The 23,744-nt window shown below is 70.2% G+C and carries 18 protein-coding genes; 13 read left to right on the forward strand and 5 right to left on the reverse strand.

The window, feature by feature from the left end; translation table 11 throughout:
- Window positions 1-22 precede the first annotated feature (22 nt).
- The 3 genes from AC5WRL_RS12575 to AC5WRL_RS12585 form a co-directional block, all read right to left on the reverse strand.
- On the reverse strand, window positions 23-1,045 hold the full coding sequence (locus AC5WRL_RS12575; RefSeq protein WP_496088533.1) for a TIGR03842 family LLM class F420-dependent oxidoreductase: 1,023 nt from the start codon (window positions 1,043-1,045) through the stop codon (window positions 23-25).
- Entirely contained in the window at window positions 1,046-2,455 is a 1,410-nt protein-coding gene (gene hydA, locus AC5WRL_RS12580; protein WP_496088534.1) for a dihydropyrimidinase, read from the reverse strand.
- Between the two features lie 155 nt (window positions 2,456-2,610).
- Window positions 2,611-4,236 carry a glycoside hydrolase family 43 protein gene (locus AC5WRL_RS12585; protein WP_496088535.1) on the reverse strand — a complete coding sequence of 542 codons (1,626 nt, stop codon included), beginning with the start codon at window positions 4,234-4,236 and terminating at the stop codon, window positions 2,611-2,613.
- A 155-nt stretch (window positions 4,237-4,391) separates the two neighbouring features.
- Here AC5WRL_RS12585 and AC5WRL_RS12590 point away from each other — a divergent pair, with 155 nt between their 5' ends.
- From AC5WRL_RS12590 to AC5WRL_RS12600, 3 genes are all read left to right on the forward strand, one after another.
- Window positions 4,392-5,414 (forward strand): LacI family DNA-binding transcriptional regulator, encoded by a 1,023-nt coding sequence (locus AC5WRL_RS12590; protein WP_496088536.1) that lies wholly within the window; start codon window positions 4,392-4,394, stop codon window positions 5,412-5,414.
- A 271-nt stretch (window positions 5,415-5,685) separates the two neighbouring features.
- On the forward strand, window positions 5,686-8,163 hold the full coding sequence (locus tag AC5WRL_RS12595; RefSeq protein WP_496088537.1) for a non-reducing end alpha-L-arabinofuranosidase family hydrolase: 2,478 nt from the start codon (window positions 5,686-5,688) through the stop codon (window positions 8,161-8,163).
- A gap of 647 nt (window positions 8,164-8,810) precedes the next feature.
- The gene (locus AC5WRL_RS12600; RefSeq protein ID WP_496088538.1) at window positions 8,811-9,422 is read left to right on the forward strand and encodes a hypothetical protein; all 612 of its coding nucleotides are present in this window, start codon (window positions 8,811-8,813) and stop codon (window positions 9,420-9,422) included.
- Here AC5WRL_RS12600 and AC5WRL_RS12605 read toward each other — a convergent pair.
- Complete coding sequence (locus AC5WRL_RS12605) at window positions 9,364-10,224, reverse strand: helix-turn-helix domain-containing protein (protein ID WP_496088539.1); 861 nt, start codon at window positions 10,222-10,224, stop codon at window positions 9,364-9,366. The two genes, AC5WRL_RS12600 and AC5WRL_RS12605, sit on opposite strands and share 59 nt — an antisense overlap.
- 540 nt (window positions 10,225-10,764) lie before the next feature.
- On the opposite strand from AC5WRL_RS12605, the gene AC5WRL_RS12610 reads away from it, so the two are divergent.
- The 10 genes from AC5WRL_RS12610 to AC5WRL_RS12655 all read left to right on the forward strand — a co-directional run bounded on the left by AC5WRL_RS12610 (window position 10,765) and on the right by AC5WRL_RS12655 (window position 22,759).
- Complete coding sequence (locus AC5WRL_RS12610; RefSeq protein ID WP_496088540.1) at window positions 10,765-11,544, forward strand: alpha/beta fold hydrolase; 780 nt, start codon at window positions 10,765-10,767, stop codon at window positions 11,542-11,544.
- A 117-nt stretch (window positions 11,545-11,661) separates the two neighbouring features.
- Window positions 11,662-12,354, forward strand: a complete 693-nt coding sequence (locus AC5WRL_RS12615) for a type 1 glutamine amidotransferase domain-containing protein (protein ID WP_496088541.1) — start codon at window positions 11,662-11,664, stop codon at window positions 12,352-12,354.
- 89 nt (window positions 12,355-12,443) lie between these two features.
- On the forward strand, window positions 12,444-13,145 hold the full coding sequence (locus tag AC5WRL_RS12620; protein ID WP_496088542.1) for a phosphoribosylanthranilate isomerase: 702 nt from the start codon (window positions 12,444-12,446) through the stop codon (window positions 13,143-13,145).
- On the forward strand, window positions 13,145-13,816 hold the full coding sequence (gene upp / locus AC5WRL_RS12625) for a uracil phosphoribosyltransferase (protein WP_496088543.1): 672 nt from the start codon (window positions 13,145-13,147) through the stop codon (window positions 13,814-13,816). Before AC5WRL_RS12620 ends, upp begins: the two co-directional genes overlap by 1 nt.
- Window positions 13,817-13,905: 89 nt before the next feature.
- The gene (locus AC5WRL_RS12630) at window positions 13,906-14,589 is read left to right on the forward strand and encodes an NAD(P)H-dependent oxidoreductase (RefSeq protein WP_496088544.1); all 684 of its coding nucleotides are present in this window, start codon (window positions 13,906-13,908) and stop codon (window positions 14,587-14,589) included.
- A gap of 60 nt (window positions 14,590-14,649) precedes the next feature.
- On the forward strand, window positions 14,650-18,720 hold the full coding sequence (locus AC5WRL_RS12635; protein WP_496088545.1) for an amino acid adenylation domain-containing protein: 4,071 nt from the start codon (window positions 14,650-14,652) through the stop codon (window positions 18,718-18,720).
- A 10-nt stretch (window positions 18,721-18,730) separates the two neighbouring features.
- Entirely contained in the window at window positions 18,731-19,735 is a 1,005-nt protein-coding gene (locus tag AC5WRL_RS12640; protein WP_496088546.1) for a pseudouridine-5'-phosphate glycosidase, read from the forward strand.
- A complete protein-coding gene (locus AC5WRL_RS12645) occupies window positions 19,732-20,454 on the forward strand; it encodes a HemK2/MTQ2 family protein methyltransferase (RefSeq protein WP_496088547.1) in 723 nt (240 codons plus the stop codon). The genes AC5WRL_RS12640 and AC5WRL_RS12645 overlap by 4 nt, the downstream gene beginning before the upstream one ends.
- 92 nt (window positions 20,455-20,546) lie before the next feature.
- Window positions 20,547-21,773 (forward strand): methionine adenosyltransferase, encoded by a 1,227-nt coding sequence (gene metK, locus AC5WRL_RS12650; protein ID WP_496088548.1) that lies wholly within the window; start codon window positions 20,547-20,549, stop codon window positions 21,771-21,773.
- Window positions 21,774-21,775: 2 nt separating this feature from the next.
- Window positions 21,776-22,759 carry a carbohydrate kinase family protein gene (locus AC5WRL_RS12655; protein WP_496088549.1) on the forward strand — a complete coding sequence of 328 codons (984 nt, stop codon included), beginning with the start codon at window positions 21,776-21,778 and terminating at the stop codon, window positions 22,757-22,759.
- A gap of 73 nt (window positions 22,760-22,832) precedes the next feature.
- Here AC5WRL_RS12655 and AC5WRL_RS12660 read toward each other — a convergent pair whose 3' ends face one another.
- Window positions 22,833-23,708, reverse strand: coding sequence for a LysR family transcriptional regulator (locus AC5WRL_RS12660; protein WP_496088550.1), 876 nt, complete (start codon window positions 23,706-23,708; stop codon window positions 22,833-22,835).
- Between the last annotated feature and the right edge of the window lie 36 nt (window positions 23,709-23,744).

A 23,744-nucleotide genomic window follows, 5' to 3' on the forward strand; every position in this document is an offset into this window, starting at 1 on the left:
CGCGGGCGCCCCGGCCGCCGGCTCAGCCCAGGGCGGGGATGATGTGCTGCCCGTAGGCGTCGATGAGCTCCTTGCGGGCGTCGTGCATCGCGTACACGGCGAACTGGTCCACGCCCAGCTCGCGCAGCCGCCGCAGCTTCGCCAACTGTGCCCGTGGCGGCCCGATCAGACAGAAGCGGTCCACGATCTCATCGGGTACGAACGCCGTGTGCGGATTCCCCGACCGGCCGTGGTGCGCGTAGTCGTAGCCCCGCCGTTCCCCGATGTACGCGGTCAACTCGGCCGGCACCATGCCGGAGCGCTCCCCGTACCTGGCCACCAGATCGGCCACATGGTTGCCGACCATGCCGCCGAACCAGCGGCACTGCTCGCGGGCGTGGTCCAGCGCGCCGCGTGAGGTGCCGTCGGTGACATAGGCGGGCGCCGCCACACAGATGGTCACCGCGCCCGGATCACGCCCGGCCGCTGTCGCCGCCGACCGCACCGCCTTCACCATCCACTCGGTGAGAAACGGATCCGCCAGCTGGAGGATGAACCCGTCGGCCTGTTCGCCCGCCAGCTTCAGGGCCTTGGGCCCGTACGCCGCCATCCACACCGGCAGCCGCGCGGCGGGCCCGCCCCGCACCCACGGCAGCCGCAGCGGCGTACCGTCCACCACCGCCTCGCGCCCCTCGGCGAGTTCGCGGATCGCCGCCATCGCCTCGCCGACCCGGGCCAGCGTGGTGGGGGGCCGGCCGGCCACCCGCAGCGCCGAGTCGCCGCGCCCGATGCCGCAGACGGTACGGGGGCCGTACATCTCGTTCAGCGTGGCGAAGGTGGAGGCGGTGACCTCCCAGGCGCGGGTGGCCGGGTTGGTGACCATCGGGCCGACGATCAGACGCTCGGTCTCGGCCAGAATCCGGCTGTGGATGACGAAGGGTTCCTGCCACAGCACCGCCGAGTCGAAGGTCCAGCCGTAGCGGAAGCCGTGCTGCTCGGCGCGCCGCATCAAGGTGATGGTCTCGGCGGCGGGCGGGTCGGTCTGGAGGACGAGTCCGAAGTCCATTCAGTGCTCCGTGTACTGGCCGAGGCCGCGCGGTACGTAACGGCCGTGCCCCGCCCGGCCGGTGAAGCGGCGCCGGTCCAGGACGACGGTGCCGCGCGAGAGTACGGTGTCGGCCCGGCCGGTGATCCGGCGGCCCTCGTACGCCGAGTAGTCGACATTCATGTGATGGGTGGCGGCCGACAGCGTGTGGGGGGCGTCCGGGTCGTAGATGACCAGATCGGCGTCGCAGCCGGGGGCGATGGTGCCCTTGCGGCCGTACAGCCCGAACATCCGGGCCGGGGCGGCGCAGGTGAGATCGATCCAGCGGCGCCGGCTGAGGTGGCCGTCGAGCACCGCCTGGTGGAGCAGATCCATCCGGTGCTCCACGCCGGGCAGCCCGTTGGGGATCCTGGAGAAGTCGCCCCGGCCCAGCTCCTTCTGGCCGGCGAAGCAGAACGGGCAGTGATCGGTGGAGACCACCTGGAGAGCGCCGGTGCGCAGCGCCCGCCACAGCGCCGCCTGGTGCTCGCGGGGCCGCAGCGGGGTGCTGCACACGTACTTGGCGCCCTCGAAACCGGGCTCGGCGAGCTGATCGGTGCTCAGGAACAGATACTGCGGGCAGGTCTCGCCGAACACCGGCAGCCCCAGATCCCGGGCCCGCGCCAGCTCGGCGACGGCCTCAGCGGCGGAGACATGCACGACGTACAGCGGGGCGCCGGCCACCCGGGCGAGCGCGATGGCGCGATGGGTGGCCTCGGCCTCCAGCAGCGCCTCGCGCACCTCGCCGTGGTGCCGGGGGCCGGTCCGGCCGGCGGCGAGGGCCTGGGCGACCAGGACGTCGATGGCGATGCCGTTCTCCGCGTGTGTCATGATCAGCGCGCCGTTGCCGGCCGCCCGCTGCATGGCCCGCAGGATCTGGCCGTCGTCGCTGTAGAAGACACCCGGATACGCCATGAAGAGCTTGAACGAGCTCACGCCCTCGTCGACGAGACGATCCATCTCGCCCAGCGACGCGTCCGTGACGTCCGAGAGAATCATGTGAAAGCCGTAGTCGACGGCGCACTGCCCCTCGGCCTTCGCGAACCAGGCGTCCAGCCCCTCGCGCAGCGCCTGCCCGCGCCCCTGGACGGCGAAGTCGACGATGGTGGTGGTCCCGCCCCAGACGGCGGCCACCGTCCCGGAGGCGAACGTGTCGGAGGCGGCCGTACCCCCGAACGGCAGCTCCATGTGGGTGTGGACGTCCACGCCGCCCGGGATGACGTACTTCCCGCTCGCGTCGATGACCCGCTCGGCGCCCTCGTCCCACCCCTCGCCGGCGGCGCTGCCCCGGGCGGCGAGGGCCACGACCTGCTCGCCCTCGACGAGAACATCGGCCTCGACCTCGTCGGCGGCGGTGACCACCAGCCCACCCCGGACCACGATCCGTCCCACGCGCGTCGCCCCTCTCACCTGTGGTCGCGGACACCGGAGGGACGACCGTAACCGTGGTCACGGAGTGTGGCAACGACGTCACGGTCAAGGCGATTTTGGGCGTGTTGTGCGCCGCCCCGGGTGCCGGCAGCCGGTCGCCCGCCGGAGCGGCACGGTCACGGAGCCGTGTGCTCGAACCGTTCGACCAGGACCGCGCCGCCGAGCGCCTGGGTGGCGTGGTTGAAGATGGCGTACCGGTAGCCCATGAAGAACTGCCAGGCGTTGTTGAGGGTGAAGGCGGGGCCGAGCGGCAGGTAGGTGACGCCGTCGGTGCTGTAGGAGAAGCGGGCCTGGCGGCCGGCGCCGGGGCGGATGTCGGCGGTGGCGCGCAGCAGGACGCGGGGGCCGGTGATGGCGGCGGTGGCGCGCTCGGTGCCGGTGCCGGTGGTGTTCCAGTTGGCGTCCATGGTGAGTCCGTCGACCATGGCGAGCCGGGTGCTGCCGTTGTCGCGCTTAAGGCCGATCCAGGCGGAGCTGTCGCGGAGCATGGCGAGGCCGGCGCGGTCGCCGTCGCGCATCCGGCTGTGGTCGAGGGTGATGGTGGCGGTGGAGACGGGGCCCTGGACGCGGTGGGTGAGGGTGTTTCTGGCCGAGTAGAGGTCGCCGGTGACGCTGGCCGTGTGCAGGGTCAGGCCGTTGTTGACGGTGTAGCGGCTGGTGTCCGGGTTGTGGTTCCACTCCCACGCCGGTTTCAGGGTGCGGCCGGCGAAGGTGTCGACGCCGGTGAGGGGTTCGACCTGGCGGGGTGGGGCCGGGAGGCTGGGGGAGGGGTACGACGCTCCCCAGGCGCCGCCCACCAGGTGGAGTTGGGGCCAGCCGTCCACCGTCCAGCTGACGGGAGCGAGGGCCGGGACGCGTCCGCCGGGGTAGGCGTCGACGAAGGCGAGGTAGTACCACTCGCCGCTCTGGGTCTGGACGAGTCCGCCCTGGTGGGGGACGCCGCCGCCGGGGATCGGACCGGGCAGGTCGAGGAGGAGTTGGCGCAGGGTGTAGGGGCCGAAGGGGCCGCTGGTGGACTTGAGGATGTACTGGCCGTTGGCGGGGCGGGTGAGGAAGATGTAGTAGGCCCCGTTGATCTTGTAGAACCGGGCGCCCTCCAGGGTGCCGATGCTGCTCGGGGTGGAGAACACCTGCTGGGCGCGGACCTGGCTGCGGCCGTCCGGGGCGAGTTGGGCGACGCTGATCTGGGTGTTGCCGTAGGCGACGTACAGCGTGTCGTCGGTGTCGACCAGCAGCCCGGCGTCGTAGTAGACCTGCGGCAGTTCGGCGAGCCGGCTCCAGGGGCCCTCGACGGAGGTCGCGGTGTACAGGTACGTGCGGGCGAAGTCGATCTGCCCCACCCAGTAGAACGTGTGGTTGCTCGGCCGATGAGCGAGCGACGAGGCCCAGATGCCGCGCACGTAGCCGCGTCCGCCGCTCAGGTCGTACTTGGCGCCGAAGTCCAGGCGTGGCACGGAATGGCCCGCGAACTCCCAGTTCACCAGGTCGTAGGAGCGCAGGATCGGCGCCCCGGGGGAGTAGTGCATCGTCGAGGCCGAGCAGTAGTACGTGTCGGCGACCCGGATGACATCGATGTCGGCGAAGTCCTGCCAGATCACCGGGTTGGTGAACGTCGCCGCGGCTTTGGGTAACGCGGCAGGTGCCGGCGCCGCGAGAGCCGGCGCCGCCGCGGCCCCCGCGACCAGGCCACCGGCGGTGGCCAGGATGCCCCTTCGGCTGATGTCACGACGAGACATGGACATATGACCCCTCGTTTCTTCGAAATCATTCGAGAAATCTGACCGATTGTTACGACGGGGGGACTGTAGGAACGGCCGCTCCCACCGTCAAGGCGTGCGACGGCCAACCGTCCGCTCCCGCTCCGGACGACCGGACACAGGTCGTTAGACTTGCCGACATGTCCTCAGCCGACGATCCTCCGGACGGTCCGCTGACCATCGCGCAGATCGCCACGCGGGCGGGCGTGTCCACCGCCACGGTCTCCAAGGTCGTCAACGGCCGGGCCGACGTGGCCCGGGCGACCCGCACGCTGATCGAGGACATCATCCGCAGACACGGCTACCGGCGGCAGAAGGCGGCGGGACCCGCCGCGCTGCTCGAACTGGTCTTCCACGAAGTGCGCGGCCCCTACCCGACCGAGATCTACCAAGGCGTCCAACGCGTCGCCGCGGGACACGGGCTGGCGGTGGTCATGTCCGAACTCCAGGGGTGTCACACCCCGGGCAAAGGCTGGGAGGACGCGGTGCTCGCCCGCCGCCCCACCGGAGTGATCTCGGTGTTCTCCGGCCCCACCGGGTCGCAGGCCGAGCGGCTGCGCACCCGTGGCATACCGTTCGCGCTGGTCGACCCGACCGGAGACCCGGGGCACGAGGTCCCCTCGGTGGGCGCGAGCAACTGGAGCGGCGGCCTCTCCGCCACCCGGCACCTGCTGGAGCTCGGACACCGGCGCATCGCCGTCATCACCGGACCCGAGCACCACCTGGGCGCCCGGGCCCGGCTGGACGGCCACCGGGCCGCCCTGGACATGGCCGGCGTCCCCCTCGACCCGGCGCTCGTGCGCGTCGGCGACTTCCAGATCGTGGACGGGATCAAGCACACCCGCGACCTGCTGCGCCTGCCCCAGCCCCCCACTGCCGTCTTCGCGAGCAACGACGGCCAGGCGCTCGGCGTCTACCGCGCGGCGGCCGAAGCGGGACTGCGCATCCCGGAAGACCTCAGCGTCGTCGGATTCGACGACCTCTTCCCCAGTCAGTGGCTCACCCCTTCCCTCACCACCGTGCGCCAGCCACTCGCCGAGATGGCCGCCACCGCCGCGGGCATGGTGATCGCGCTCGCCCAGGAGCGGGCCCTGCCGCAGAACCGTGTGGAACTGGCCACCGAACTCGTTGTCCGGGAGAGCACCGCAACATTTCGGGGCTGAATCCCGAATCCTGTCGGAAGCCTTGACGGCGTGCCGACCCCGCCTATCATCCATGGTTGTCTGATGTTCCGGCCGCTGTCCGCAGTATCGAACCGCCTGGGCGCGGTCGGCGGGCAGCCGCCGGCTCGGGCGTGTTTCCCGCTCCGTGGCCTGTGTGTGCCGTCGCCGGTTACGGGGTTACCCCTGATCGATTTCGTACGGGGGCGGGGCCGCTCACATTTGGGAGCGCTCCCATCGGCTGCCGCGCCGCCCCCGGCAGAAGGGACGACTGATGGATCAGCCGATTCGGGCGGGCTTACGGCCCGCGCCGTTCCGATGGCTCAGAGCGCTGGTGGTGCCGCTCGTCACCCTGCTCGTGGCCATGGGCACGATCGTCGCGTTGGCCGGTACGGCCGAGGCGGGCACCACGCTGGGCACCTCCGCCGCCGAGCGGGGCCGCTACTTCGGCGCCGCCGTGGCGGCCAACAAGCTCGGCGACAGCGTCTACACGACGGTCCTCAACCGTGAGTTCAACAGCGTCACCGCCGAGAACGAGATGAAGTGGGACGCCACCGAGCCCTCCCGTGGCCAGTTCACCTTCACCAATGGCGACCGGATACTCAACCACGCACGCCAGCAGGGGATGTCGGTCCGCGGCCACGCCCTCGTCTGGCACTCGCAGCAACCCGGCTGGGCGCAGGGCCTGGAGGGCAGCACGCTCCGCTCCGCCATGACCAACCACATCACGCAGGTCGCCACCCACTACCGGGGCCAGATCCACTCCTGGGACGTGGTCAACGAGGCGTTCGCCGACGGTACGAGCGGGGCCCGGCGGGACTCCAACCTCCAGCGCACCGGCAACGACTGGATCGAGGTCGCGTTCCGTACCGCCCGGGCCGCCGACCCCGGCGCCAGGCTCTGCTACAACGACTACAACACCGACGGCATCAACGCCAAGAGCACCGGCATCTACAACATGGTCCGGGACTTCAAGGCCCGCGGCGTGCCGATCGACTGCGTCGGCTTCCAGTCCCACCTGACCAACTCCGTGCCCGGCGACTACCAGGCGAATCTCCAGCGGTTCGCCGACCTGGGCGTCGACGTGCAGATCACCGAGCTCGACATCTCGGGCTCCAACCAGGCGAGCGTCTACGGCACCGTCACCCGCGCCTGCCTGGCGGTCGCGCGCTGCACCGGCATCACGGTGTGGGGCATCCGGGACAGCGACTCCTGGCGCACCGGACAGAACCCGCTGCTCTTCGACAGCGCGGGGAACAAGAAGCCCGCCTACACCGCGGTGCTCGACGCGCTCAACGAGGGCGGCAACCCGCCGCCCTCCGGCGGCATCGACACCAGCGCCTGGTACGTGCTGGTGAACCGCAACAGCGGCAAGGCACTGGACGTGTACAACCTGGCGACCAACGACGGGGCGCGGATCACCCAGTGGGCGCGGAACGACCAGGCCCAGCAGCAGTGGCAGTTCGTGGACTCCGGTGGCGGCTACTACCGACTGCGGTCGCGGCACTCGGGCAAGGTGCTGGACGTCTACAACTACTCGACGGCCGACGGCGGAAGCATCGTCCAGTGGGCCGACAACAACACCGCCAACCAGCAGTTCCGGGCGGCCGATTCGGGCAGCGGGTATGTGCGGCTGATCAACCGCAACAGCGGCAAGGCCGTCGAGGTGCAGGGCGCCGCGACCAACGACGGCGCCAACATCGTCCAGTACACCGACTGGAACGGCGCCAACCAGCAGTGGCAGCTGGTGCGCGTCGCAGGGGGCGGTGCGCAGCCCGGTGCGGCCCTGCCCTCGTCCCTGCAATGGAGCTCCAGCGGCATCCTGGCCGCCCCGAAGCCGGACGCGACGCACGACATCGTCTCCATCAAGGACTACTCGGTGGTCCGGCACAACAACCAGTGGCAGGTCTACGCCACCACTGCCAACCGCAGCGGCGGCTGGAGCCTGGTGCACTTCGCCGCCCCCGACTGGCCACAGATGGCCGACGCGCAACACACCTACCTCGACACCGCCTCCGGAGTCGGCACCGGATACCGGGCCGCGCCACAGGTGTTCTACTTCGCGCCCCAGAACCTGTGGTACCTCGTCTACCAGACGGGGCTGCCGTCCTACTCGACCAGCAGCGACCCCAGCAACCCCAGGTCGTGGTCGGCCCCGCGCAACTTCATGAACAGCGTGCCCGACATCGTCCGGGAGAACATCGGCAACGGGGCCTGGCTGGACTACTGGGTCGTCTGCGACACCGCCAACTGCCACCTGTTCTCCAACGACGACAACGGCCACATCTACCGCGCCCAGACGTCGGTGGCGAACTTCCCCAACGGCTTCGGCAACACGGTCATCGCCCTCCAGGACTCCAACCGCTTCAACCTCTTCGAGGGCACCGCGGTCTACCAGGTCAGCGGTGACAGCACCTATCTGCTGCTCCAGGAGGCCATCGGCTCGAACGGCCGCCGCTGGTACCGGTCGTTCACCTCCAGCACCCTCAGCGGGCCGTGGGCCCCGCTGCACGGCACGGAGTCCAACCCGTTCGCCCGCGCCAACAACGTGACCTTCCCGGCCGGCACCCCCAACTGGACGCAGGACTTCAGCCACGGCGAACTGCTGAGGGCCGGGAGCGACCAGACCATGACCATCGATCCGTGCCGGCTTCAGTTCCTCTATCAGGGCATCGACCCGGGCGCCGGCGGCGACTACTCCCAACTTCCCTGGCGGATGGGACTGCTCACCCAGACCAACGCCACCTGCTGACCGCAGGCAGCGCACCCGCGCCCGCCTGCCGCCCGCCCGCCACCCGGCGGGCGGGCGCGCGGCAGGCGCCGGCTTCACCGGGGTCGTGGGCCGGTCCGGGGAGCGAGGTCCGTATGTGCCGGTGGCGTCGGTGATCCGCTCGGCGCCCCGGCCCACCTGCGACGTTCCTCGTGTGCCATCGGGGTGGCGTTGAACTCCAGCCCTCGAAACTGCCCAATTTCGGCCAGATGTCAGGTTACTCGTCCGTCGCGTAAGTCTGACATCTATCGTGGCTGCCACAGCACGCGCCACGGTGCGCGGGACTGAGGCTGAGCCGACGGGTAGCGGGGGTTGGGACCGATGGACGGGCCGCATGGATGACCTTCGCCGCCGGCGGACGCGATGACGTCCGCATCCGGCACGAAGTTCCTTCCTTCGCCCGGACCGAGGGTCCACGCTCCTGATGAGGCATGCGAGACGCGGGGGGCTCTCAGCATGCCTGAAACATGGTGAAACCAGGCTCGGGGCGCCCCGTGCGGCGCCCCGAGCGGCCGTGCGCACAAGGGGGAATGTGCAATGACCACAGTGGACCGTTCGCCGACCTGGCGCCGAGAGCGGGGAAGAACGATCGGCGGTCGGCGGCAGCCCATCGGGTTGGGTTCCGGGGAATGATCGGGATCTCAGGCTGGAAGCGTCCCGAATCCGCAGTGATCGCGGGGTTGTACCGCCGTTTACGTGCCGAACGACTGCACTTGCAGGCCGAAGGGGAGAGTGAGCGCCTGATCGCCTCCATGCCTCTTCCGGTCCCCTTCGACTTCGACCAGCTGGTCCGGAACATCGCGGAGGCCAACGGCCGGCAGATTGTCATGAGGCCGATCCCGGATCATCTGACGGGACTTGAGGACATGTGCGGCCTGCTCATCAAGCACGACACACATCCGGTCGATCTGATTCTCCATCCGAAGGTCCGCTCGCCGCTCCGGGAACTTGAGCTGAAGGCACATCAGCTGGCGCATCTGTGGGCCCGGGACAGTACGGGGACCGTCCTGCCGCCCGGCGTCCCGCCGATCCGCGCGGTGCCGCCGCAGACCGGGCCCGCAACAACCGGCCCCGCGGACCACGCCGCGCTCATCGAGCTGCGCGCCGACCACGTGGCGCGGCTCATCTGTCAACGGAACGGTCACCGGGCGGCCGGCGAGAGCCGGCCGTTGGCCGCGGCGATCACGCCGGGTGGCCTTTCCCGTCATCGGCCAAGATCTCCCCCATGGTCTCACCGATGAAGTCCCGGAGCTGGTCCCAGGATTCCTTGGACAGGCTCTGGCCACCACCGCGCGCGACCATCACGGTGAACCTGTCGCGTACGGCCCGGGTGGACAGGATCAGGGCGTCGACCTCAGGATCGTCCTGCCTGAAGTAGACCGGCGGCACGTCCAGGGCGAGCGCCAGGGCGTCGAGGTCCCGCTGCTCCGGTTCGGCGATCTCGCCCGCCCGCAGGGCCCGCACCAACTCCTCGGTGAGCACGGCCGAGCCGCTCCTGCGGTTCCCCTCGGACGCGAGATGGGCGTCCGAGGGCGCCGTGCCGCCGTAGACCTCGGTGCGCAGCGAGTCCAGCTTGCGGGCCACGCGGGCGCCCTCGGCCGTCCGCACCGGCTCTTCCTGCTGTCCGAAGGAACGCCGCTGTGCGGCGAGCAGTTCGGCGCGGGTCACGTTGTAGGCGGCGGCCAAAGCCGCCACCGCCTGGTCGGACAGCGGCCGTTTGCCCTGTTCGGCGGCTCTTACCGGCATGGGGGAGGAGGTGTTGGTGTAGCGCGCCGTGTCCGACTGCGTCATCCCGGCGTCGCACCGCAGATCGGCGAGATCCGGAGAGGTGGGGCGGGGAAAGAGTTCATTCAGATCGGCGTCCAGGAATGCCGCGATGGCCGACAGCCTCTCCGGCGAGGGGGCGGCCAAACCCTTCTCCCACCGATAGACGGCATTCACCTTCACCTGGAGCCCCTCTGCCAGAGCGGACTGCGACAGGCGTTTGATCAAACGGCGATCACGCAGTTTGTCGCCGTCGAAGACTCGGTCGGGCACCGGCATACTCCACAAAGGCAGGGGGGACGGACATTCTAGTGCCCCGCCGGACGGGCCTCGTCCTCCGAGAGGTCGCACGGGCCGGCAGCCATCGCCGGAGTCATGCCCGCTTTCGCGGCCGTCGCCTGCGCCACCGCCTGAGTCGTCACACTTCCTCCCCATGTACCGACCGTCTGTCGGGGCCGGCCATGCCGTGCGCCGGGGGGGATGACCGCGAGACGGCGGGTCATCTTCCCGGGGTCCGGCAGGGCTTGACGATATCAATGGAAGTAGATAATCTAACCTTCGAGTGATCGAGGTGGTTGTCCCGTCCGGCGACCGTCCCGGTCCCTGTCCCGGCGCAGCCGTACGCCCTGTCGACATTCCCCCACCTCCGCACCTCCACTCCGTATCCAGCGGAACGCGGAGCCCTGCCCCGACCCTCCCCCACCGGACGGGCCGGGCACGGGCCGGGCCGAAGGAATGCTCCGGCCGCCATCCCGCACCACTCTCCGCACGCGCGCACCCGCGCGCTTCTTTCCCACTCATCGCAGGAGGCGATCCGTCATGCCCTCGATCTCCGTCGGCACCTCGCGCATTCACTACACCGTGACCGGTGAGGGACCCGCCCTCGTGCTGGTGCACGGTGTCGGCAAGGGGGGCCAGGTCACCTTCGGCCACCTCGTCGAGGAGTTCGCCCGCCGCAACACCGTCATCCTTCCCGAGCTGTCCGGCAGCGAGACCGCCACCGACGACGGCACGCCACTGACCGTCGAGCAGCTGGCCGAAGAGGTCGCCGCCGTGATCGATCATGCCGGCCTGGGCCCCGTGGACCTGGTGGGCTTCTCGCTCGGCGGGGCCGTTGTCGCGGCCACCGCCGCCCTGTACCCCGACCGCGTCCGCCGCCTGGTTCCCGTTGGCGGCCTGATCACGTCGGACCTCTACATCCAGAATCTCATCGGCCTGACCCTGAGCCAGAAGCACGACCCGAAGGCATTCGGCCGCGTGCTGAGCACCACCGCCTTCAGCCCGCGGTTCATCCGCAGCCGCCCCACTCTGGAAGATGTCGAGAACCTCGGCTCCGAGCTGAGCCCCTCCAACGGCCGCATCCGCCAGCTCGAACTCCTCGTCCAGGTGGACATCCGCGACCTCGTCGGAAGGGTTCGGGCGCAGACCCTCGTCCTGGCCCCCTACCCGGACGCCGCGGTGCCCGCCGAGCACTCGCGTGAGCTGGCCGCCGCCATCCCGGACTCCTCGTACCTCGAAATCGACAGCGGCCACATGGTGATCTTCGAGAAGCCGGTCGAGTTCGTGAAGCTGATCCAGGACTTCATCCACGCGACCTGACACCGCGCCACGACGCGCCCCCACCGTTCACCACCGGGCGAGCCCCCGCCTGCCCGGAGTACGGCTGGCCGGCCCCCGTCACCCGCACCACACTCCGACCCGATTCCAGGAGGAAGCATGGCCAAGATCCTGCTTGCCGTCAGCAGCCACGAGACCTTGGGGGACACCGGCAATCGGACGGGCTACAGCGTCTCCGAGGCGGCCCACCCCTACGACGTCTTCACCGGCGCCGGTCACGAGATCGACTTCGTCTCCGTACGCGGCGGCGAACCGCCGGCCGTTGTCTTCGAGGGTGAGGAGAACGATCCGGAGATCCTGCGCTTCCTGGCCGACCGGACCGTCAAGAGCGCACTCGCGGCGACCTTCCGGGCCGCCGACGTGGACGGCTCCGCGTACTCCGCGATCTTCTATGTCGGCGGCCACGGCGCCATGTGGGACTTTCCCGACTCCCCGGACCTGGCCCGTATCGCCATGGACATTCACCGCCGCGGCGGGATCGTCTCCGCCGTCTGCCACGGACCGGCGGCGCTCATCAACCTGCGCCTGCCGGACGGCACCCCCCTCGTACGCGGCAAGCGCGTCGCCTCCTTCAGCAACGAGGAGGAGAACTCCCTGGGCCTCGTCGACGTCATGCCCTTCCTCCTCGAAGACCGGCTGAAGGAGATCGGCGCGCTGCACACCAAGGCGCCCATGTACGAACCCCACACCGAGAGCGAGGGCCGGGTCATCACAGGGCAGAACCCCGCCTCCGCCGCCCCGGTCGCGCGGCTCGTCGTCGCCGAACTCGACCGCGCGGCCGGCAACCGCTGAGCCGGTACCCGGTACCACCCCGATCGTCACCGCACGTACCTCATGACAGATCGGCCCGGCGCTGACCGCCGCGGCCCAAGGAGGCAGACATGTACGGCTTGATCCAGGTCGCGGGCGTCATCGACCAGCCCGAGGCCGATCTCATCATCGAAGAGGGCGCCGACTGGCTCGGCTTCGCCCTGCGCCTTCCCGCGAAGAACGAAGACCTGTCGGAGGCCGAGGCCGCCGCCATCATCAAGGCGATCCAGCCCGGCAACAAGGGCGTCATCATCACCTACCTGACCGATGCCGACGAAATCGCCTCCTTCTGCGCCGGGATGGGCGTCGGCGCGATCCAGCTCCACGGGGACGTGACCCCGGCCGAGCTGCGTCGGCTGCGCACCCTGGCCCCGGAGCTCTACGTCCTCAAGAGTCTTGTGGTGAAGACGGGCAACATCGACGAACTCCGCCAGGTGGTCGAGACCTCCGCGGAGTGGATCGACATGTTCATCACCGACAGCTTCAACCCCGCCACCGGCGCCAAGGGGGCGACCGGCCTCACCCACGACTGGTCGGTCAGCGCCGAACTCGCCCGGACCTCGCCCAAACCCCTGATGCTGGCGGGCGGACTCACCCCCGAGAACGTCGCGGCTGCCATCGAGGCCGTCCGCCCCGCCGCCGTGGACGCCCACACCGGCCTGGAGGACCCCACCACCGGGCGCAAGGACCGCCGGAAGGTACGCGCCTTCGTGCAGGAGGCCCGCGCCTCCTTCGCCCGGGTCGCCGCGCAGGACGGGCGGGGCCGGCCCTGATGACGACCCGAACCGAACCGCGCCGGGGCGTCACCCACCTGCTGCCCCAGACCAACCGGCTGCGCGCCCTGCACTCGATCGTCCGTGACCACCGGGCCCGGCGGGAGGACTTCGTCCCGGCCGCCAACCGGATCATCCGGGGTCTCCTCGACGCCGCGCTGGATCTGCTGCCCTACCAACCCCGCGATGTGCGTACTCCGGTCGGCCGCACCTACCACGGCCTTGCCCCGGCTTCCCCGGTCTACGGGGTCTCCGTGGCCCGGGCCGGCGACAGCATGGAGTCGGAGCTGCGCGCCCTGGCGCCGGAGACCCGGCTGGGCAAGATCCTGATCCAGCGGAACAAGGTCACCAAACTCGCGCACCTGTACTACGCGGCACTGCCCGCCGGTATCGCCCGGGGCCACGTGCTGCTGCTCGACCCGATGCTCGCCACCGGCGGCACCGCGCTGGCGGCCATCGGCGTACTCCTTGATCACGGCGTGCCGCAGGAGCACATCGTCTTCGTGAACCTGCTCTCCGCGCCCGAAGGAATCAAGGCCGTCCACGATCGGCACCCCGAGGTGCGGATCGTGACCTCCGCCATCGAGGAGCGGCTCAACGAGGACGCCTTCATGCTGCCCGGCATCGGTGATTTCGGCGACCGCTACTTCGGGACCGACACCCCGGCGTGAGCGCCTTTCCCCAGCGCGGGGCGGGGCTTCGCCACGCCGGGGGTCCCCTCCCGCCGGACCCTTCGACCACCACACCGAGGAGGACTCGCGTGTCCACCGCCGACACCCCGTCGTCGACGACGAAGATCTCCATCATCTACTACTCGGGCACCGGCAACGTCCACAAGCTCGCCGTGGCCGCAGAGGAGGCCGCCGCGAAGACCGGCGCCGGGGTCCGGCTGCGCCGGGTCCCCGAGTACGTCCAGGAGTCCCTGGCCCCCGAGTTCACCGAGTGGACCGCGGCATGGCGGGAGAACGCCCGGGCCACCGCCGGCATTCCCGTCGCCGGCGTCGAGGACCTCGCATGGGCCGACGCGATCCTGTTCGGCGGCCCCGGCCGGTTCGGCATGATCGCCGCACCGCTCAAGCACTTCATCGACCTGGCCTGGCCACTCAACGCGCGCGGGGGCCTGGCGGGCAAGGTCATGTCGTCCTTCACCTCGACGGGCGCCCCGCACGGCGGGCAGGAAGCGACGATCCTGTCACTGAACACCGTCTTCTACCACTGGGGCGGCATCATTGTGCCGCCCGGCATCACCGACAGCATCATGACGGCGCCCAGCAACGGCAACCCCTACGGGGTCAGTTCCGTCTCCGGCCGGCAGGCGCTTCCCGGCCGGCTGGCGGAGAACGTCACCAAGGACAACCTCGCCGCCATCGCCCACCAGACCCGCCGCATGGTCGAGGTCGCCGAGGCCCTGCGCGGCGGCCGGCGAGCCGACGCGGACCGATGACCACCCGTCAGCGTCCTCGCACGGCCACGAAACAGCCCACGCACACCCAGGGGGACCCACATGCCCACCGACACGCCTGGCCGGACCGCGGCCACGGACCTGTCGTTACCCGAACTGCTCCTGCGCACCGCCGCCCAACGCCCGGACGACACGGCGGTGATCAGCGGGGAGGACCACATGACCTTCGCCGGACTGGTGGCGCGAAGCCGAGGTCTGGCCGGACTCTTACGGGAACACGGAGTGAGCGCCGACCACTGTGTGGGGGTGTTCGCCGAACCCTCCTCCGATCTGATGACCGCGGTGTGGGGCATCCTGTTCTCCGGTGGTGCCTACCTTCCGCTGGCCCCGGAGTACCCCGAAGAGCGCCTGCGCTTCATGATCGAGCACTCGGGCGCGAAGGTGATCGTCGCACAGCCCCACCTTGAGGAGCGGCTGGCCGCCCTGGCCCCCGCGGGCACCGTGATCGTCCGGGTCGCGGACACCCGTGAGGACACCCCGGTCACGGACATCGCCATCTCCCCCGGCTCGCTCGCCTACGTCATCTACACCTCGGGCAGCACCGGCCGGCCCAAAGGCGTCATGATCGAACACCGCAGTATCGCCCACCAGATGTCCTGGCTGCGGACCGCCCACGGCATCGATCACACGCGGGTCATCCTCCAGAAGACACCGATCAGCTTCGACGCCGCCCAGTGGGAGATCCTCGCCCCGGCCATCGGCGCCGTCGTCGTCACGGGCCGCCCGGGGATGCACCGGGACACCGAACAACTGGTGCACGCCATCACCACCCACTCCGTGACCACTCTCCAGTGCGTCCCCACCCTGCTCCAAGCGCTCCTGGAAACGGACGGGTTCACTTCCTGCCGCTCGCTGGAGCAGGTCTTCACCGGCGGCGAGGCCCTCGCCACCTCCCTGGCCCGCGACTTCCTGGAGAACATGCCGGGGAGCGATCTGATCAACCTCTACGGGCCGACCGAGTGCACCATCAACTCGTCCTCCCTCACCGTGGCCAAGTCCACGGTCGGCGACGGCCCCCACTCCATCTCCATCGGCACCCCGGTCGACGCCACCGAGTACCACATCCTCGGCCCCGGGCAGACCGTACCGGCGAAGGGCGAGATCGGCGAGCTGTACATCGGCGGCGTGCAGGTCGCGCGCGGCTACCTGCACCGTCCCGATCTGACCGACCAGCGGTTCATGGCCAACCCGTTCGGTCCCGGACGGCTCTTCCGCACCGGCGACCTCGCGCACTGGAACCCCGATGGCACAGTCCAGTTCGCCGGCCGCGCCGACAACCAGGTCAAACTCCGCGGCTTCCGCGTGGAGCTGGATGAGATCCGGCTTGCCATCGAGAACCACGACTGGGTCCGGCACGCGGCCGTGCTGGTCAAGCGTGACCCGTCGACCGGCTTCCAGAACCTGATCGCCTGCGTCGAACTCGACCCGAGGGAAGCCGCCCTGATGGACCAGGGCAGCCACGGCGCGCACCACCGGTCCAAGGAGAACAAGCTTCAGGTCAAGGCCCAGCTGTCGAACCCGGGCGTACGGTCCCAGGCCGACCTCGCCGGCCTTCCCGTCCTCGACCTGCCCGGCCGCACGCCCACCCCGGCCCAGCGCCGCCTGGCCTTCGCCCGCAAGACCTACCGCTTCTACGAGGGACGCGCCCGGGTGGCGGAGGCCGACCTGCTGAAGCTGCTCGGCCGCCGGCCCACCGCCGTCCACCGCCGGGAACTCACCGATCTGGGAACACACGAACTCGGCGCGATATTACGCAACTTCGGGCAACACCTGAGCCAGGAGCGGCTGCTGCCCAAGTACGCCTACGCCTCACCCGGCTCCCTCTACGCCACCCAGCTCTACCTGGAGATCGCCGGTTTCCCGGGAATCCCGGCGGGCACCTACTACTACCATCCGATCAAGCACCAGCTGGTGCTGCTGTCCCACCCACCCGGGTCGCGCAACGCGGCGGCGAGCCCCCTGGTCCGGGCCCACTTCCTGGGCCGGCACGGTGCCATCGAGCCGGTCTACAAGAAGAACATCCGGGAGGTCCTGGAGATCGAGGCCGGCCACATGGTCGGACTGTTCGAGGAGATCCTGCCGCAGTACGGCCTGGACATCGAAGCCGCCCCGTTCGCCCCCGGGACAAAGGCCCGGCTGCGCGTCGCAGCCGAGGACCACTACCTCGGCGCCTTCGACTGGGCGCCCTACCGGGGCCCCCGCCCGGACGAGGACATCGACCTGTACGTTCAGATCCACCCTGGCGGGGGAGTGGACCGGCCGGCCGGACAGTACCTCTACGAGGGCGACCGGATGCGCCCGGTGTCACCCGACCTGATCCTGCGCAAGCACGTCATCGCCATCAACCAGGCGGTCTACGGCCGGGCGGACTTCGGCGTCTCGGTGATCAGCCGCAGCCCGCAGCAGTGGCGGCGCTACATCGACCTCGGCCGTACGCTCCAGCGCCTGTCCATGAACGACCTCGACATCGGCTTCATGTCCTCGGGCTACAGCTCGCGCGGCGGCGACGACCTGCCCTCCGCCCGGCGGATCGACGGCATCCTGAACGGGCTCGGCCGCCCCCGGGGCGCCTCGTACTTCTTCGTCGGCGGCCGGGTGAGCCGCCGGCAGCGGCGGCACGAAGGCATGCGGGAGGACGAGGTCCACACGCGGGGGCCGGCGGAGCTGATCCGCGAGGACCTCATCGACCACCTGCCGGACTACATGATCCCGAACAAGGTCGTCATCCTGGATGCCCTGCCGACCACCGCCAACGGCAAGATCGACCTCCAGGCGCTCGCCGCCTCCGACACGGTGGCGGTGGGGCCGGCCGACCGTCCCTTCACCGCACCCAGGAACGAGACCGAACGCCGGGTGGCCGCGCTGTGGAAGCGGGCGATGAAGCGTGAAAGCGTCTCGGTGCGGGACGACTTCTTCGCCTGCGGCGGCAACTCACTTCTCGCTGTCGGCCTGATCAACCGGATCAACCGGACGTTCGGGTCCGGCCTGCCCCTGGAAGTCATCTTCACCTCGCCGACCGTCGAGGAACTGGCCCGCCGGATCGACAGCGAGTCGACGGGCGACCTCTCCCGACTGGTCCCCCTGCGGCAGCGGGGACCCGGACGCCCCGTCCACTGCTGGCCCGGCCTGGGCGGCTACCCCATGAACCTGCGCCTGCTGGCCGAACGGCTCGGCATCGGGCGGCCGTTCCTCGGCGTGCGGGCGTACGGCATCAACCCGGGTGAGGCGCCGTACGCGACGATCGAGGAGATGGCGGCCCAGGACGTCAGGGCCATCCGCGAGGCCCAGCCCGAAGGCCCGTACACGCTGTGGGGCTACTCCTTCGGAGCGCGGGTCGCCTTCGAGGCCGCGTACCAGCTGGAGGCGGCCGGCCACCCGGTCGATCACGTCTTTCTGATCGCCCCCGGCTCGCCCAAGGTCCGCGCGGCCGGCGCGGAGCGGGTCGCCGCCTTCACCAGCAGGGCCTACGTGACGATCCTCCTGTCGGTCTTCACCGGCACGATCAGCGGTCCCCTGCTGGAGAAGTGCCTGGCCGTCGTCAGGGACGAGGAGAGTTTCGCCTCCTTCATCAGCACACACCTGCCGGACCTCGACATCGACCTGGTGCGCCGGATCGTCCAGGTGGTCGGCAGAACCTTCGAGTTCAGCTACAGCTTCCGCGAGCTGCGGAAGCGACGGATCTCGGCGCCCCTCACCATCTTCAAGGCACAGGGGGACGAGTACGCGTTCCTGGACGGCAGCAGCGGCTACTCCGTCACCGCGCCCACCGTCGTCGAGCTGGCCGCCGACCACTACTCACTGCTCAGGGCACCGGACGTCGACGAGCTGGTGACGGCCATCCGCCGGCGTCTGAACCTCCGGAAGGACACGGTCATGCCCCACGTCAACATCAAGCACTTCCCGATGGCACTCAGCGACGAGCAGCGGTCCGCGCTGCTGTCGGCGGTGACCAAGGCGGTCACCGACGCCTTCGGCTGCGACGAGGAAGTGGTGTCCATCGCGGTCGAGCCGATCGACAAGGAGCTGTGGAACGAGCGGGTCTACACCCCGGAGATCGTCAACCGCAGACACATCCTCGGCAAGGTGCCGAACTACGGCCCCGACACTCACTGAAAGGACGGCTGTGACCGCCACGACCTCCCGTTCGCACCGGGACATCCCACTCGACCTCGCCGCCGAGGTGGCCGACGCGCTCCACGAAGGCCGCCCGGTCGTGGCACTGGAGTCCAACGTCATCACCCACGGCCTGCCCTACCCGGACAACGCCGCCACCGCCCGCAAGGTGGAGGAGGCCGTCCGCGCGGGCGGCTCGGTGCCGGCCACGATCGCCGTGGCGGACGGCAGGATCGTGGTCGGCATGACCGCCGACGGCATCGACCGGTTCGCCTCGACACCGGGCATCCCCAAGGTCAGCAGCCGGGACCTGCCCGTCGTCCTGGCCCAGGGCCGGATGGGCGCGCTGACCGTCGCCTCCTGTGTGCTGGCGGCCGAACTCGCGGGCATCCCGTTCTTCTCCTCGGCCGGCATCGGCGGGGTGCACCGGGGCGCGGACACGACCATGGACGTGTCCTCCGATTTGATCCAGTTTACGCGTTCCAAGGTCGCGGTGGTGTGCGCCGGAGGGAAGAAGATCCTGGACCTCGGCCTGACCCTGGAGTACCTGGAGACCCAGTGCGTACCGGTGGTCTCCTACCGCTCCGACGACTTTCCCGCCTTCTACTGCGTCTCCAGCGGATTCCGCAGCCCGATGCGGCTGGACGACGACGAGGTTATCGCCCGGGCGATCGAGAACCACTGGGCCCTGGGCAACAACAGCTCATTCCTGATCACGACGCCGGTCCGGGCCGGGGAAGCGATCGACAGTGACGAGGTCGACGGCGCGATCGCCGAGGCCATGGCCGCCGCGGACCGGGACGGCATCCGGGGCCAGGCCATCACGAAGTACCTGATGCGGGCGGTCGACGCGGCGACCGGGGGCCGCTCGTCGAGGGCCAACATGGCCGTGCTCATCAGCACCGCCGAGGCCGGCGGCCGGCTGGCCGCAGCGCACGCCCGGCTCCGGGCCACCGAACGGTTCACCGATCCACGACACACGACACACGAGACACGAATGGATGCGACATCATGACGAAGCTCGTCCAGCAGTCCACAGCCGAAGCCGAGTCCTACCGCCCGCTCGTCTCCCCGGAGCGGGTGAAGGAGATCACGGACCTGCGCCGCGCCATGGCCGCGCAGGGCGGCGCCGAGGAGGGCGAACCGTCCCACCCCTTCCTGGGCCTGACCCTGCGGGTTCCCGCCCAGGTCATGACCCCCTGCCCGGTGTCCCCGATGCTCGGTGGCGCGGTCTTCGCCGAGGTCGAACCGGGCGACCGGGTGCTCGACATGGGCACCGGCAGTGGTTCGCTGGCCCTGATCGCCGCCAAGAAGGGCGCCCATGTCCTGGCGGTGGACCTCAACCCGGACGCGGTGGCCGCTGTCCGTGCCAACGCGGAGCTGAACGGGGTCGCCGACCGCGTCGTGTCGCGCGAGAGCGACATCTTCAGCGCGGTCGAGGGCCGTTTCGATCTGATCGTCTTCAACCCCCCGTTCCAGTGGTTCGCCGCCACCGACTACGCGGACGTCGCGGGCACCGACGCCGGTTACCAGGCCCTCACCCGCTTCTTCCGCGAGGCCCGCGCTCATCTGACGGAGCGGGGGCGGATGATCCTCTTCTTCAGCACCATGGGCGACGTCGAGTACTTCAAGAAGCTGTTGGCCGACGAGGGCTTCGACCACGAGGTGGTCTTCTCCACCACCCGGCCCGTCTTCGATGTGCCGGTCGAGTTCACCGTGCACCGGCTGTCCTGACCGCGGACCCCCACCGGGGCCTCCCGACCGGGAGGCCCCGGCCCGCCGCGGTCCCCGTCCACCCAGGTCCGTACGAACAGGAGCCTCACACCGTGTCCCACCGTCTGTTCACCTCAGAATCGGTGACCGAAGGTCACCCGGACAAGATCGCCGACCGAATCAGCGACTCCGTCCTCGACACCCTGCTGGCCCAGGACCCCCGGTCCCGGGTGGCGGTGGAAACCCTCATCACCACCGGCCACGTACATGTGGCGGGCGAGGTGACCACGTCCGCCTGGGCCGACATCCCCGCGCTGGTGCGGGACACCGTGCTGGAGATCGGCTACGACTCCTCCGTGAAAGGGTTCGACGGCGCCTCGTGCGGCGTCTCGATCTCCATCGGCACGCAGTCCCCCGACATCGCGCAGGGGGTCGACACCGCGTACGAGCGGCGCGTCGAGGGCGAAGCGGACGGCGCGGACCAGGAGGACGAGCTGAACCGGCAGGGCGCCGGCGACCAGGGACTCATGTTCGGCTACGCCTGCGACGAGGCCCCGAACCTGATGCCGCTGCCGATCGAGGTGGCGCACCGGCTGGCGCACCGGCTCACCCACGTGCGCAAGGACGGGACGATCCCGTACCTGCGTCCCGATGGCAAGACCCAGGTGACCATCGAGTACGACGGGGCGACCCCGGTCCGCCTGGACACCGTGGTGATCTCCTCGCAGCACGCCAGCGGCATCGACCTCACGACGCTGCTGACCGCCGACATCCGCGAGTACGTGGTGGAACACGTGCTGGCCGGCCTGCTGGAGGAGGGCATCAAACTCGGCACCGAAGGCTATCGGCTGCTGGTCAACCCGACCGGACGCTTTGAGATCGGCGGCCCGATGGGCGATGCCGGCCTCACCGGCCGCAAGATCATCATCGACACCTACGGCGGGATGGCCCGCCACGGCGGCGGCGCCTTCTCGGGCAAGGACCCCTCCAAGGTCGACCGTTCCGCCGCGTACGCGATGCGCTGGGTCGCCAAGAACGTGGTCGCCGCCGGTCTCGCCTCGCGTTGCGAGGTCCAGGTCGCGTACGCGATCGGCAAGGCACGGCCGGTCGGCCTCTTCGTCGAGACCTTCGGCACCGCCACCACCGACACCTCCAGGATTCAGAACGCCATCACCGAGGTCTTCGACCTGCGCCCGGCCGCGATCGTCCGCGACCTCGACCTGCTCCGTCCGATCTACGCCCAGACCTCCGCCTACGGTCACTTCGGTCGTGAACTGCCCGCGTTCACCTGGGAGCGGACCAACCGCACCGCCGCCCTGCGCGCCGCCGCCGGGATGTGAGCATGGCCATCGCCGTCACCGGCTCCATAGCCACCGACCACCTCGCGACCTTCCCAGGGCGCTTCGCCGAGCAGATCATCCCCGAGCGCCTGGCGACGATCTCCCTGTCGTTCCTCGTGGATGACCTCCGGGTGCGCCCGGGCGGCGTGGCCGCGAACATCTGCTTCGGGCTGGGCCTGCTGGGGATGACTCCGGTGCTGGTCGGCGCCGCCGGCCAGGATTTCGCCGAGTACGACGCCCGCCTGCGCACCCGCGGGGTGGACACCGGATCGGTCCGGCTCAGCACCACGCGCCACACCGCCCGCTTCACGTGCACGACCGACATCGACCACAACCAGATCGCTTCCTTTTATTCGGGCGCCATGGTGGAGGCGCGGGAGATCGTCCTCGCGGAGGTGGTGGACCGGGTCGGCGCCCTCGACCTCGTCCTGGTCGGGCCCGATGTGCCGGAGGCGATGGTCCGGCACACCGCGGCGGCGCACGCCGCCGGCATCCCGGTCGCCGCCGACCCCTCGCAGCAACTGGCCCGGCTCGACCGGGAGTCGACCCGGCTGCTGGTGGACGGCGCCCGGTTCCTGTTCACCAACGTGTACGAGAGCGCGTTGCTGAGGCAGCGGACCGGGTGGAAGGAGGCCGAGGTGCTGGCACGCGTCGGCATGTGGATCGTCACCCGTGGTGCCGACGGAGTCTCACTTCTTACCGCCGACGGGCCGGCCGAGCACGTACCCGCCGTACCGGCCGACCAGCCCGTCGATCCCACCGGGGTGGGCGACGCCTTCCGGGCCGGCTTCCTCGCGGGCCTCTCCCGGGGCCTGTCCCACCGCAGGGCGGCCCAACTGGGCTGCGTCGTGGCCACGATCGTCCTGGAGTCCTCCGGCACGCAGAACTACCGGTTGCTTCCCCACGACCTGTCGCGCCGACTGCTGCGGGCCTACGGGGCCCAGGCAGCGGCCGACATCGGCAACTGGCCCCGGAAGCCCGGGTGAGGCAGCCACGCCCGCGCCCCGTCCGACGGCGGCGGCGCGCCCGGCGGCCGGACCGCGCCGGGGGAGAGCCCGGTCAACCCTCCGCCACGCCCAGTAGTTCCAGGAAGGCCGAGGCCGCCGGAGTACGGCTCTCCCGCCCCCAGATCACGTACTCGGAGCGGGCCGGCGCGTCCGTGACCTCGATCGTGACCATCCCGGTCAGGCCCGCGACATAGGTGGGCGGCAGCAGGGCGATACCCAGGCCCGCGCCGACCAGACGGGCCAGGTAGTCCGCGTTCGTCACCTCGAACGCGACCTCGCGGGTGAGCCCGGCCGCACTGAACGCCAGATCGGACTGGGCCCGCCCGGCGGTCTTCGCCGGAAGGTCGACGAACACCTCCGAGGACAGCTGTCGCAGGCTCACCGAACTCTCCCCCGCGAGGGGGTGATCCGGGCAGACTACCGCGACCAGCCGCTCGCGGGCCAGCTCCCGTGCCATGACGCCGCGCGGACGGGCGCTGACCGGGACGCCGAGAAAGGCCACTTCGATCACGCCCAGCCTCACCTGTTCGACCAGCTCATCGCTCGCTCCCACGCTGAGGCTGATCCTGGCCCGTGGATGGCGTCGGTGGAACTCCTTGAGGACGGCGGGAATGTCCACGGCGGCAACGGTGGGAATCAGCCCCACCGCGAGGCGTCCGCGTACCTCCCCCACCGCTGCCGCGACTTCGGCGACGGCCCGCTCCGCCGCGTCCAGACACTGGCGGGCGGCGGGCAGGAAGGCCGTACCCGCCGGGGTCAGCCGGACCCGGCGGCTGGTGCGTTCGAAGAGCCTCACGCCCAGCTCCCGCTCCAGGCGGGCGATCTGGTGGCTGAGCGCGGACTGGACGACGAGGCAGCGTTGCGCGGCCCTCGTGAAGCTGTTCGTCTCGGCCACCGCGATCACGTACCGCATCTGCTGGAGCTCCATGGATCCATCGTGATTCGTGATCCATCAAGTGACAAG

The organism is Streptomyces sp. NTD107, assembly GCF_059510435.1.